The 11907-nt window shown below is 70.6% G+C and carries 12 protein-coding genes; 9 read left to right on the top strand and 3 right to left on the bottom strand.

Annotated features, from left to right (window positions below):
• The first annotated feature begins 15 nt into the window (after window positions 1-15).
• Genes glyA through ygfZ form a run of 6 tightly spaced genes read left to right on the top strand, consistent with a single transcriptional unit; the run spans window position 16 to window position 7730 of the window.
• Window positions 16-1293, top strand: coding sequence for a serine hydroxymethyltransferase (gene glyA, locus ACFXJ5_RS09785; protein ID WP_384629336.1), 1278 nt, complete (start codon window positions 16-18; stop codon window positions 1291-1293).
• Window positions 1290-2522 (top strand): sarcosine oxidase subunit beta family protein, encoded by a 1233-nt coding sequence (locus ACFXJ5_RS09780; protein ID WP_384629333.1) that lies wholly within the window; start codon window positions 1290-1292, stop codon window positions 2520-2522. The genes glyA and ACFXJ5_RS09780 overlap by 4 nt, the downstream gene beginning before the upstream one ends.
• Before the next feature lie 15 nt (window positions 2523-2537).
• Window positions 2538-5645, top strand: coding sequence for a sarcosine oxidase subunit delta (locus ACFXJ5_RS09775; protein ID WP_384629330.1), 3108 nt, complete (start codon window positions 2538-2540; stop codon window positions 5643-5645).
• 31 nt (window positions 5646-5676) lie between these two features.
• Window positions 5677-6273 carry a sarcosine oxidase subunit gamma gene (locus ACFXJ5_RS09770; protein WP_384629572.1) on the top strand — a complete coding sequence of 199 codons (597 nt, stop codon included), beginning with the start codon at window positions 5677-5679 and terminating at the stop codon, window positions 6271-6273.
• Window positions 6274-6296: 23 nt separating this feature from the next.
• Window positions 6297-6740: a Fur family transcriptional regulator gene (locus ACFXJ5_RS09765; RefSeq protein ID WP_384629327.1), complete on the top strand. Its 444-nt coding sequence runs from the start codon at window positions 6297-6299 to the stop codon at window positions 6738-6740.
• A 9-nt stretch (window positions 6741-6749) separates the two neighbouring features.
• Window positions 6750-7730 (top strand): CAF17-like 4Fe-4S cluster assembly/insertion protein YgfZ, encoded by a 981-nt coding sequence (gene ygfZ, locus ACFXJ5_RS09760; RefSeq protein WP_384629324.1) that lies wholly within the window; start codon window positions 6750-6752, stop codon window positions 7728-7730.
• Between the two features lie 22 nt (window positions 7731-7752).
• Here the strand turns inward: ygfZ and dtd are convergent, their stop codons facing one another.
• A complete protein-coding gene (dtd, locus tag ACFXJ5_RS09755; RefSeq protein WP_384629322.1) occupies window positions 7753-8178 on the bottom strand; it encodes a D-aminoacyl-tRNA deacylase in 426 nt (141 codons plus the stop codon).
• A 162-nt stretch (window positions 8179-8340) separates the two neighbouring features.
• Between dtd and ACFXJ5_RS09750 the strand changes: the two genes are divergently transcribed.
• Window positions 8341-8970 (top strand): RsiG family protein, encoded by a 630-nt coding sequence (locus ACFXJ5_RS09750; protein ID WP_384629319.1) that lies wholly within the window; start codon window positions 8341-8343, stop codon window positions 8968-8970.
• A 49-nt stretch (window positions 8971-9019) separates the two neighbouring features.
• Window positions 9020-10261 (top strand): GNAT family N-acetyltransferase, encoded by a 1242-nt coding sequence (locus ACFXJ5_RS09745; RefSeq protein ID WP_384629317.1) that lies wholly within the window; start codon window positions 9020-9022, stop codon window positions 10259-10261.
• A gap of 22 nt (window positions 10262-10283) precedes the next feature.
• On the opposite strand, the gene ACFXJ5_RS09740 is transcribed toward ACFXJ5_RS09745, so the two are convergent.
• Window positions 10284-10463 (bottom strand): hypothetical protein, encoded by a 180-nt coding sequence (locus ACFXJ5_RS09740; RefSeq protein ID WP_384629314.1) that lies wholly within the window; start codon window positions 10461-10463, stop codon window positions 10284-10286.
• Window positions 10464-10561: 98 nt separating this feature from the next.
• Window positions 10562-10729, bottom strand: a complete 168-nt coding sequence (locus tag ACFXJ5_RS09735) for a hypothetical protein (RefSeq protein WP_384629311.1) — start codon at window positions 10727-10729, stop codon at window positions 10562-10564.
• 271 nt (window positions 10730-11000) lie between these two features.
• Here ACFXJ5_RS09735 and ACFXJ5_RS09730 point away from each other — a divergent pair, with 271 nt between their 5' ends.
• Window positions 11001-11900: a GntR family transcriptional regulator gene (locus ACFXJ5_RS09730; RefSeq protein ID WP_384629309.1), complete on the top strand. Its 900-nt coding sequence runs from the start codon at window positions 11001-11003 to the stop codon at window positions 11898-11900.
• The last annotated feature ends 7 nt before the right edge of the window (window positions 11901-11907 follow it).

Raw genomic sequence — 11907 nt, 5'->3', positions numbered from 1 at the left:
GGAGGCCCTGGCCGTATGAACACCCTCAACGCACCCCTCGCCGAGCTGGACCCCGAGGTCCACGCCGCGCTCCGCGCGGAACTGCACCGCCAGCAGTCCACGCTGGAGATGATCGCGTCCGAGAACTTCGCCCCGGCCGCCGTCATGGAGGCCCAGGGCTCGGTGCTCACCAACAAGTACGCCGAGGGCTACCCCGGCCGCCGCTACTACGGTGGCTGCGAGTACGTCGACGTCACCGAGCGGCTGGCCATCGACCGCATCAAGTCCCTCTTCGGCGCCGGATTCGCCAACGTCCAGCCCCACTCGGGCGCCCAGGCCAACACCGCCGTCTACTTCGCGCTGCTCCAGCCCGGCGACACCATCCTCGGCCTCGATCTCGCGCACGGCGGCCACCTCACGCACGGCATGCGGATCAACTACTCCGGCAAGATGCTCAACGTCGTGCCGTACCACGTCTCGGAGACCGACAACCTGGTCGACATGGACGAGGTGGAGCGGCTCGCCAAGGAGCACCGCCCCAAGATGATCGTCGCGGGCTGGTCGGCCTACCCCCGGCAGCTGGACTTCGCCGCCTTCCGCCGCATCGCCGACGAGGTGGGCGCCCTCCTCATGGTCGACATGGCACACTTCGCGGGCCTGGTCGCCGCCGGGCTGCACCCCAACCCCGTGCCGTACGCCCACGTCACGACCACGACCACCCACAAGACCCTCGGCGGGCCGCGCGGCGGCGTGATCCTCACCAACGAGGCCGACCTCGCCAAGAAGATCAACTCGGCGGTCTTCCCCGGCATGCAGGGCGGCCCCCTGGAGCACGTCATCGCCGCGAAGGCGGTCTCCTTCAAGCTCGCCGCGTCCCCCGAGTTCGCCGAGCGCCAGGCCCGTACGCTCGCCGGCTCCCGCATCCTCGCCGACCGGCTCACCCGGCCCGACGCGGCGGCGGCCGGGGTCAAGGTCCTCACCGGCGGCACCGACGTCCACCTCGTCCTGGTCGACCTCCGCGACTCCAACCTCGACGGCAAACAGGCCGAGGACCGGCTCCACGACATCGGCATCACCGTCAACCGCAACGCCGTCCCCTTCGACCCCCGCCCGCCCATGGTCACCTCCGGCCTGCGCATCGGCACCCCGGCCCTGGCCACCCGCGGCTTCACGGAGGACGACTTCGCGGAGGTCGCCGACATCATCGCCCTCGCCCTCCAGCCCGACCCCGACCTCGCAGCCCTGCGGGCCCGCACCGAAGCCCTCGCCGCCGCCCACCCGCTCTACCCGCACCTGTCAGGAGACGCCCGATGAGCCCCCGCACCCCCGGTGCCGATCTCCCCGAGCACCCCGACTGGCTGTGGCGCACGCCCGAGCCGAAGAAGTCGTACGACGTGATCATCGTCGGCGGCGGCGGGCACGGCCTCGCCACCGCCCACTACCTGGCCCGAAATCATGGGATCACGAACGTCGCGGTCCTGGAGAAGGGCTGGCTCGCGGGCGGCAACATGGCCCGCAACACCACGATCATCCGCTCCAACTACCTGTGGGACGAGAGCGCCGGCATCTACGAGCACGCCCTCAAACTCTGGGAGGGACTGGAGGAGGAGCTGGACTACCCCATCCTCTTCTCCCAGCGCGGCGTCCTGAACCTCGCCCACAGCCTCCAGGACGTACGCGACAGCGTCCGCCGCGTCGAGGCCAACCGCCTCAACGGCGTGGACGCCGAATGGCTCGACGCGGAGGGCGTCCGGGAGGTCTGCCCGATCGTCAACATCTCGCCCGACGTCCGCTACCCGGTGCTGGGCGGTACGTACCAGCCGCGCGCCGGCATCGCCAAGCACGACCACGTGGCCTGGGGCCTGGCCCGCTCGGCGGACGCCGCCGGCATCGACATCATCCAGAACTGCGAAGTGACGGGCATCGACATCGTCGGCGGCCAGGTCGTCGGCGTACAGACCACCCTCGGGCCCATCGCGGCCGGCAAGGTCGCACTCTGCTCGGCCGGCCACTCGTCGGTGCTGGCCAAGATGGCGGGCTTCGATCTTCCGCTGCAGAGCCACCCGCTCCAGGCGCTGGTGAGCGAGCTGCTGGAGCCGGTGCATCCCACGGTCGTCATGTCCAACGCCGTGCACGTCTACGTCAGCCAGGCCCACAAGGGCGAGCTGGTCATGGGCGCGGGCATCGACTCGTACAACTCCTACACCCAGCGCGGCGCCTTCCACATCATCGAAGAGCAGATGTCCGCCGCCCTGGAGCTCTTCCCCGTCTTCGCCCGCGCGCACGTGCTCCGCACCTGGGGAGGCATCGTCGACGTCAGCCCCGATGCCTCGCCGATCGTCGGCCTCACCCCCGTCGACAACCTCTACCTCAACTGCGGCTGGGGCACCGGCGGCTTCAAGGCCACCCCCGGCGTCGGCTGGGTCTACGCCCACACCATCGCCCACGACACCCCCCACCCCCTCAACGCCCCCTTCTCGCTCGACCGTTTCACCACCGGCGCGCTCGTCGACGAGCACGGTGCCGCCGCCGTAGCCCACTGAGGAGCCGAACCAACCATGCTGCTCATCCCATGCCCTTGGTGCGGACCCCGCGACGAGTCCGAGTTCCACTACGGCGGCCAGGCCCACATCGCCTACCCCGAGGACCCCTCGGCGCTCACCGACGACGAATGGGCCCACTACCTCTTCTTCCGCGACAACCCCAAGGGCCCCTTCGCCGAGCGCTGGAGCCACGCGGCCGGCTGCCGCCGCTGGTTCAACGCGGTACGCGACACGTCGACGAACGAGTTCGTGGAACCTCGGCGAGTGCAGCCCGCTCCGGGCAATTCAGCCCGTCCGGCGTTTGAGGACTGGGGGTCCCCCCAGCGAAGCGAGGGGGCGGGTCCAGGGGCGGAGCCCCTGGTTTCGGGAAGGGGCGGGGTGGGGGAGCCAACGTCTGCCCCCGCCACGGAAGGCCGCACCCAGCCGTTCCGCCTCACCACCGGCGGCCGGGTGTCCCGGCACGAACGCCTCACGTTCACCTTCGACGGCACCCCATACGAAGGCCACCCCGGCGACACCCTCGCCTCCGCCCTCCTCGCCAACGGAGTGATCCGCACCGGCACCAGCATCAAACTCGGCCGCCCCCGCGGCATCTTCTCCGCCGGCGTCGAAGAGCCCAACGCCGTCATCCAGATCGAAGAGCCCTTCCCCGAGCCGATGCTCCCCGCCACGACCGTCGAGCTGTACGACGGCCTCGTCGCGACCGGCCTCCCCGGCCAGGGCCGCCTCGCCACCACCCCGGACCCGGCGCGCTACGACGCCGTGCACACCCACTGCGACCTGCTGATCGTCGGCGCCGGCCCGGCCGGACTCGCCGCGGCCGCCGCGGCAGCGAGAAGCGGCGCCCGCGTCATCCTCGCCGACGACCAGCCCGAGCTGGGCGGCAGCCTGCTGGGCACGGCCCAGCACCTCACCTGGGCCGGCGAAGTCGAAGCCCTCCTCGAAGCGGCCCCCGACGTGCGCGTCCTCCGCCGCACCACCGTCTTCGGCTACTACGACGACAACCACCTCCTGGCCGTCGAGCGCCGCACCAACCACCTCGGCGCCCACGCCCCGGCGCACGTCTCCCGCGAACGCGTCCACCGCATCCGCGCCCGCCGCGTCATCCTGGCCACCGGCGCCCACGAGCGCTCCCTCGCCTTCCCGGACAACGACCGCCCCGGCGTCATGCTGGCCGGCTCGGCCCGTACGTACGTCAACAAGTACGGCGTCGTCCCGGGCCGCACGGCCGTGGTCTTCACGACCAACGACAGCGCTTACGCCGCCGCCCGCGACCTCGCCGCCGCAGGCGTGGAGATCGCGGCGATCGTCGACACCCGCCAGGGCCAGTACGTCACCGGCACAGACGGAGAAGACCGCCTCACCGCCGTGCTCGTCGGCGACCGCCGGATCGAGGCCGACCTCCTCCTGGTCTCGGGCGGCTGGAACCCCGTCGGCCACCTCTTCAGCCAGGCGGGCGGCAAGCTCCGCTACGACGACGCCCTCGGCACCTTCGTCCCGGACCCCGGCACCTGCCGCCAGGCAGTCGAGGTCGTGGCGAACGCAGCCGAGGGCGCGGCAGCTGCCGCCCGCGCGCTGGAGGCCGAAGGCTACGTACCGGAGCAGCCCCAACTGCCGCCCGCCGAGGCCGAATCGGAGACCGCGCCGGAGACGGTCTTCGTCGTCCCCGGCACCGGCGGAGCCACGAGCTTCGTCGACCTCCAGCGTGACGTGACCGTCGCCGACCTCACCCGGGCCACCGGCGCCGGGATGCGTTCCGTCGAGCACACCAAGCGCTACACCACCGCCGGTACCGCCAACGACCAGGGCAAGACCTCCGGCGTACTGGCCTCCGGCACCGTCGCCCACCTCCTGGGCGTCGACGTCTCGGCGCTCGGCACGACCACCTTCCGGCCCCCGTACACCCCCGTCAGCTTCGCGACCCTCGCCGGCCGGGACCGGGGGGCTCTCCACGACCCGATCCGCACCACCGCCATCCACCCCTGGCATGTCGGCCACGGCGCGCTCTTCGAGAACGTCGGCCAGTGGAAGCGCCCCTGGTACTACCCGCGGCCCGGCGAGGACATGGAGACCGCCGTCCTGCGCGAATGCACCGCCGCCCGTGAGGACGTGGCCTTCATGGACGCCTCGACCCTCGGCAAGATCGACGTCCAGGGTCCGGACGCGGGCGTCTTCCTCGACCGCCTCTACACCAACATGATGAGCACCCTGAAGGTCGGCATGATCCGCTACGGCGTCATGGCCCGCCTCGACGGCATGATCTTCGACGACGGCACCGTCATCCGCCTCGCCGACGACCGCTTCATCGTCACCACGACCACCGGCAACGCGGCCACCGTCCTGGACTGGATGGAGGAGTGGCTGCAGACCGAGTGGCCCGACCTGAGGGTCCGGTTCACCTCCGTCACCGAGCAGTGGGCCACCGTCGCCCTCGTCGGCCCCCGCTCCCGCGAGGTGCTCCGCGACCTGGCGCCGGACCTGGCCGTGGACAACGCCGACTTCCCCTTCATGGCCTGGCGTGACACGACCGTCGCGGGCATCGCGGCCCGCGTCTGCCGGATCAGCTTCTCGGGCGAGCTGGCGTACGAGATCAACATCTCGCCCTGGGACGCCCTCACCGTCTGGGAGGCCGTTCACGCGGCCGGAGCCACCCCGTACGGCACCGAGACCATGCACGTCCTGCGCGCCGAGAAGGGCTACCCGATCATCGGCCAGGACACCGACGGCACGGTCACTCCGCAGGACCTGGGCATGAGCTGGGTCGTGTCGAAGAAGAAGAAGGACTTCGTCGGCAAGCGCTCCTACGCCCGCGCCAACACCTCTGCTCCCGACCGCAAGCACCTGGTCGGCCTGCTCCCCGAGGACCCGGCCGACTTCCTCCCCGAGGGCACCCACCTGGTCGCCACCTCCGTGCTTCCGGAACCGCCCGTCCCGATGCTCGGCCACGTCACCTCCAGCTACCGCAGTGCCGCCCTCGGCCGGACCTTCGCCCTCGCCCTCGTCAAGGGCGGCCGGGACCGCATCGGCGAGCGGCTGTACGCGCCCGTCGGCGACCGGCTGGTCCCGGTGACCGTCGCCGGCCCCGTCCTCTACGACCCCGAGGGAGCCCGCCGCGATGGCTGAGACCACGATGGCCGAGACCATGATGACCACGATGTTTGACACCACAACCACGACCCGCCGCCCCCAGAGCCCCCTGTCCGGCGCTCACGCCCGCTTCGCCGCCGCCACCCGCACCTCCGGCGGCGCCCTGCGGCTGGCCGAGGTCCCCTTCCTCGCCCAGGTCGACGTCCGGCTCGACCCCAAGGGACCGGCCGCCGAAGCCGTCGGGCTCGCCCTCGGCCTCGAGCTCCCTCTGGAACCCGACGCCGCCGTTCAGGCCGGGGAGCTGACCGCCCTGTCGCTCGGCCCCGACGAATGGCTCGTCGTCGGGCCGCCCGGCACGCAGGCGGACCTCGAGGCCCGGATCCGTACGGCCGTCGGCGAGGAGCCGGCAGCGGTCACCGACGTCTCCGCCCAGCGCACCACGGTCCTGGTCGCCGGCCCCCGCGCCCGCGACCTGCTCGCCCACGGCTGCTCCCTCGACCTGCACCCCCGTGCCTTCGGCCCCGGCCGCTGCGCCCAGACGACGCTGGCCCGCGCGCAGGTCGTACTCATCGGCCGGGAGAGGGGCTTCTGCGTCCTGGTCCGCTCCTCCTTCGCGGGTTATCTCGCGGACTGGCTGCTCGACGCCGCATCGGAGTACGTCTGAGGACAACTGAATACACTGGAGCGGTGGTGACCACGGACTGGAAGAGCGACCTCAGGCAGCGCGGGTACCGGCTGACCCCGCAGCGCCAGCTTGTCCTGGAGGCCGTCGACGCGCTGGAACACGCCTCCCCGGACGAGATCCTCACCGAGGTCCGCAGGACCGCCTCCGGTGTCAACATCTCCACCGTCTATCGGACCCTGGAGCTGCTCGAGGAACTCGGCCTGGTCAGCCATGCCCACCTCGGGCACGGCGCGCCCACCTACCACCTCGCGGACCGGCACCACCACATGCATCTGGTGTGCCGGGACTGCGGCACGGTCATCGAGGCCGACGTGTCCGTGGCGAGCGCGCTGACCGACCGGCTCAAGGTCGCGTACGGCTTCGAGACCGATATGAAGCACTTCGCGATCTTCGGGCGATGCGCCGACTGTTCGGCAAAGGCCAAGGATTCAACTACCGAGCCGTAGTCTTGACTCATGCAGCGACATTCACCGATCAGCCCTTTGCTGTCGCTTCCCGGCGCCGTCCCCGCAGAAGGCCCTGACGAAAGCGTTGCCGCTCACTACGGAGATCTCTTCCGTGAGCAGCGCGCTCTCGCGGACGGCACCGGCTTCGTCGACCTCTCCCACCGCGGCGTCGTCACCGTCTCCGGTCAGGACCGCCTCTCCTGGCTCCACCTCCTGCTCACCCAACACGTCAGCGAGCTGCCGCCCGGGCAGGCCACCGAGGCCCTGGTCCTCTCCGCCCACGGCCATATCGAGCACGCGCTGTATCTCGTCGACGACGGCGTGACGACCTGGATCCACGTCGAGCCCGGCACCCAGGACGCCCTCATCGCCTACCTGGAGAGCATGAAGTTCTTCTACCAGGTGGAGATCGCCGACGCGACGGACCGCTACGCCGTCGTCCACCTCCCGGCAGGCAGCATCGCGCCCGTGCCGGCGGGCTGGACCGTACGCGAGACCGCGTACGGCCGCGAGGTCTTCGTCCCGCGCGACGAGCTCGAGACGTACGCGAAGACCGTCGGCAACCCGATCGGCATCCTGGCGCTGGAAGCCCTGCGCATCGAGGCCCACCGCCCCCGCCTCGGCCTCGAGACCGACCACCGCACCATCCCGCACGAGCTCGGCTGGCTCGCCACCGCCGTCCACCTCGAAAAGGGCTGCTACCGCGGTCAGGAGACCGTCGCCCGCGTCCACAACCTCGGCCGCCCCCCGCGCCGCCTCGTCTTCCTCCACCTCGACGGCAGCGAGGTCAAGCTCCCCGGCCCCGGCACCGCCCTCCGCCTCGCCGACGACGGCCCCGACGGCCGCCCCATCGGCGCGATCACCTCCTCCGCGCGCCACTGGGAGCTCGGGCCGATCGCCCTGGCCGTGGTGAAGCGGAACACCCCGGCCGACGCGATGCTCTCCGCCGAGGGCACGCCGGCGGCACAGGAAGTGATCGTCGAGCCGTAGGCGGCTCGCGGCCGCTGCGCTTTCAGATGTCGACCAGCAACGTGAACGGGCCGTCGTTCGTGAGCGAGACCTTCATGTCCGCCCCGAACCGGCCCGTCTCCACGTGCGCTCCCAGCGCCCGCAGCTGCGCGACCACCTCATCGACCAGCGGCTCCGCGACATCCCCCGGCGCGGCCGCGTTCCAGGTGGGCCGGCGCCCCTTACGGGCGTCACCGTAAAGCGTGAACTGGCTGATCACGAGCAGCGGCCCGCCCACGTCCGAGCAGGACTTCTCGCCGGGCAGAATCCGCAGGCTCCACAGCTTGCGTGCCAGCAGCGCCGCCTTCTCCGCGGTGTCCCCGTGCGTCACCCCCACCAGCACGCACAGACCCGGCCCGACGATCTCCCCGACCGTCTCGCCGTCGACCACCACACTCGCTTCACTCACCCGCTGGGCCACCGCACGCATGGCCCCATTCTCCCCGCCCGGAGGGGGCGCGCGGCGCCGGGGCCGTACGCCCGGCTGGTGGTGCGTGCACCAGTACGCAGGGGCCGTTCGGGTGCAGAGTCGCTGCGCGGCACCCTCGCACAGTGGCACGATCGAATCCTGCCGGACGAGGGGACGACAGGCATGACCACCAGCGGTAGTACGGGTAGTACCGGTAGTACGGACAGTACGAATCAGACAGGCGGCCAGCGCATGCTCAAGGCACCGGGCCCCCGCAGCCCCTACAACCCGCTCCCGGACCCCGGGCCCGGGCCGGAGCTGTCCGCCCTCACCCTGGACGGGCTGCGCACCCTGCGCCGCGACGCCCAGCAGGAAGAGGCCGACCTCTCCTACCTGCGCCGGCTGCTCCAGGGCCGCATCGACATCCTGCGGGCCGAGACCGGCCGCCGTACGGCCCCCGACTCACCCGACGGCCTCGCCAGCCCCGACGTCCTCGACCGTCTCCCGGAAATCCTCACCGACACCCCGTCCCGCCACCGCTCCTCCGCCCGTCACGTCACCCTCGGCACCCCGGTCAGCGAGCGCAACCGCCGCCTCGCCGAGCAGATGCTCTCCGAAGTCGAGCTGTCCGACCTCACCGCGCGCACCGACGACGAACTCCACGACGCCATGGGCCGCTTGGTCCGCCACGAACAGCAGGTCTCGCGGCGCCGCCAGACGCTGCAGCGTACGGTTGACGGATGCAGCAGGGAGATCGCCCGGCGCTACCGGGAGGGCGAAGCGCGGGTCGACGACCTGCTCACCGGGGACTGACCCCTAAAACCACGTGCGAGGGCGCATCCGCCCGAATAGCGTGCTGGACATGAGCCTTGACGTCCGCACCCTCACCGCCTCCGACCTGCCGCAATGGCTGCGTGCCCACAACCGGGGCTTCCTGCACCCGCCCACCGTGTCGGACGAGGAGGTCGAGGTCCGCCGGGACGGCATGGACTTGGACCGGACCCAGGGCGCGTACGACGCCGGCCGCTGCGTGGCCACCTTCCGCAGCATGCCCCGCGAACTCACCGTCCCCGGCGGTGCGCTGCTCGACGCGAGCGCGATCACCAACGTCTCCGTGAACGCCAGCCACCGCCGCCGCGGCCTCGCCAGCCGCATGATGGCCAACGAGCTCACCGCCTCCCGCGAGCGCGGCGACGCCCTCGCCATCCTCATCGCCGCCGAGCACCCCATCTACGGCCGCTTCGGCTTCGGCCCCGCCACCACCATCACCGAGTGGGAAGTCGACGTCCCCCGCACCCAGCTCGGCCCGTTCGCCCTCCCCGAGGGCGGCCGCATCGACTTCGCCGACCCCGCCGAGGTCCTCAAGCTCGGCCCCGAACTCCACGAGCGCTTCCGCCGCCTCACCCCCGGCGCCATCAACCGTCCCGCCCGCTGGTGGGAGCTCTCGACCGGCGCCATCCGCGTCCCCTCCGCCGACTGGAGGGAACCGTTCTTCGTCGTCTACCGGGACGCCGCCTCCGACCGCGTCGACGGCATCGCCACGTACAAGGTCGACGAGAAGTGGCACGGCATGTACCCCGACTGCCCCCTGACCGTCAGCCACCTCATCGCCACCACCCCCGATGCCGAACGCGCCCTCTGGCGTTACCTCCTCTCCGTCGACTGGCTCACCAAGCTCCGCACCGGCAACCGGCCCCCCGACGACCTCCTCCCCGACCTTCTCGGCGACCCCCGCTCCGCCCGCGTCGACCACTCCTCCGACTTCATGTGGCTCCGCGTCCTCGACGCCCCCCGCGCCCTCGCCACCCGCACCTACTCCACCCCCGGCACCCTGACCCTCGACATCGTCGACCCCGCCGGCTTCGCCTCCGGCCGCTTCCGCCTCGATGTCGCCCCCAACACCACCGCCACCTGCGCCCCCACCACCGCCTCCCCCGACCTCACCCTCCCCGTCTCCTCCCTGGGCGCCCTCTACCTCGGCGACGCCTCCGCCGTCCGCCTCTCCGCCCTCGGCCACCTCACCGAACACCGCCCCGGCTCGGCCGCCCTCGCGGACACCCTCTTCCGCACCCCGCGGCGCCCGTGGTGCCCGGACATCTTCTGAGCGGGGGGGGTGGGAGTGAGGCTCACCCCCACCACACCGACCGGATCGCGATCAGCACGACCAGACCCCCGACACAGAACACCTTCGGCGACCGGGACTTCCACCCCACCGCCACCACGAACAACCCGACCGCCATCAGCGGCCCGTACGCCCGTTCCAGTAACTGGCCCAGCAGCGCCAGCACGGCTTCGTTCCACAGCATGAGCCCACCCCTTTCCAGGCGGCTGACGGCGAGGGATCCCGTCGCCGGAACGTCGTCGGGCCGGCTGGGAGGAGCGTGAAGCCAGTGATCCAGTTGATCTAGTGGGCGATGAGCAGAGCGATCACCACAAGCCCCACACAGGTGAACGTGGTGTTCCGGGCCTTATGGCCCACCGTGAACATCCCGAAGGCGACCGCACCAGCGGCGCCGTAGCGGTACTGCACAAGCTGTTCGAAGGCCAAGGCACACAGAGCGAGAGCGGGCATCTCGGGCCCCTTCCTTGTGGCGCGTTCGGCATCGTTGAACGATGCGGACAGATGTGAAGATCGGCGCGCCTAGCCGTAAGCGCTGCCCCTACCGGCACTTCATCGGGCCGGCTGCGGACCGCGCACCCCGTTGCATCAACATGCTCAACTCCGTATGGACTTGAGCTAGTTGACTAATTAGCTCTGTAGTTGTTGTCCCCGTTGACTAGCGATCCATAAACTTGTAGCAACCAACACGCTTCGCATGACCAGAAGTTGTACGCTGTGCAGCATGACCGGCGATCCTCCAGCGAGCGGGACCAAGCACACGTACAAGCGTGTCGCTGAATCCCTGCGTGCCGAGATCGACCGCGGCGACCTCGCCGCCGGATCTCAACTCCCCACCCACTTCGAGCTGGTCGAACGCTTTGACGTGTCCCGCGCCACCATCCAGCGCGCCCTCAAGGACCTCCAGAAGGCCGGCTACGTCAACTCCGAGCAGGGTCGCGGCGTTTTCGTCGCCGAAAACCCCGGCGCGGCAGCGAATCCTTCGGCCAACGGCGTCTCACACCGACAACATTCCGCCATTCCCGGTTCCGGCGAGACCGTCGACTTCGTCGCAGCGATCGAGGAGGCGTTCGAGTCCGAAGTGGTCACCATCGACGCCTTCTGCCTGACAGCCGAATCGCTCAACGGTGCGTTGCTCATGCAAATGCAGCGCATCATGTCCGGCCAGCCGGCCCCCCGGAGCATCCGCGTTCGCTTGGTCCTCCCCAGCCCGGCCACATCCCTCGCCGTCCCCCAGCGCGTCGACGAGCCCGAGGACGAGCGCCCCCTCGACCGCCTGCGCCGGTTGACCAACATGCACACGTACGGCCTAGTCAACTCACTCAAGGATCTACGTGAGCGTAACTACGTCGCCAGCGTCGAGCTCATGGTCCGGTCGGTCCGGATCACCCCCGTCCACAAGCTCTACGTGCTCAACGGCAGCCGGGGCGTCTTCGGCTACTACCGCTTCATGGAGCGGGAGCTGGGCGTCGGGGGCGGCGACACGATCCAGATCTACGACGTGCATGGAGTCGACGCGAAGTTGTTCAACCTTGAGGGTGAATTCCTCGAGGAGTCCGAGAGGTGGTTTCAATCCCTGTGGGAAACCATTGCGCAGGACGAAGAGCAGCCGCTCTTCGAGTGAATCATCT

It is taken from the genome of Streptomyces sp. NPDC059373 (genome assembly GCF_042751495.1).
Classification (GTDB): domain Bacteria; phylum Actinomycetota; class Actinomycetes; order Streptomycetales; family Streptomycetaceae; genus Actinacidiphila.
The sequence above is the reverse complement of the archived record's forward strand: the minus strand, read 5'-3'. Positions and strand labels throughout refer to the sequence as shown.

Coding starts and splice junctions, on each gene's coding strand:
- ACFXJ5_RS09745 (WP_384629317.1), top strand. CDS start 9,020: ATGAGCCTTGACGTCCGCACCCTCACCGCCTCCGACCTGCCGCAATGG.
- ACFXJ5_RS09740 (WP_384629314.1), bottom strand. CDS start 10,463: ATGCTGTGGAACGAAGCCGTGCTGGCGCTGCTGGGCCAGTTACTGGAA.
- ygfZ (WP_384629324.1), top strand. CDS start 6,750: ATGCAGCGACATTCACCGATCAGCCCTTTGCTGTCGCTTCCCGGCGCC.
- ACFXJ5_RS09770 (WP_384629572.1), top strand. CDS start 5,677: ATGTTTGACACCACAACCACGACCCGCCGCCCCCAGAGCCCCCTGTCC.
- ACFXJ5_RS09730 (WP_384629309.1), top strand. CDS start 11,001: ATGACCGGCGATCCTCCAGCGAGCGGGACCAAGCACACGTACAAGCGT.
- glyA (WP_384629336.1), top strand. CDS start 16: ATGAACACCCTCAACGCACCCCTCGCCGAGCTGGACCCCGAGGTCCAC.
- ACFXJ5_RS09735 (WP_384629311.1), bottom strand. CDS start 10,729: ATGCCCGCTCTCGCTCTGTGTGCCTTGGCCTTCGAACAGCTTGTGCAG.
- ACFXJ5_RS09780 (WP_384629333.1), top strand. CDS start 1,290: ATGAGCCCCCGCACCCCCGGTGCCGATCTCCCCGAGCACCCCGACTGG.
- dtd (WP_384629322.1), bottom strand. CDS start 8,178: ATGCGTGCGGTGGCCCAGCGGGTGAGTGAAGCGAGTGTGGTGGTCGAC.
- ACFXJ5_RS09750 (WP_384629319.1), top strand. CDS start 8,341: ATGACCACCAGCGGTAGTACGGGTAGTACCGGTAGTACGGACAGTACG.
- ACFXJ5_RS09775 (WP_384629330.1), top strand. CDS start 2,538: ATGCTGCTCATCCCATGCCCTTGGTGCGGACCCCGCGACGAGTCCGAG.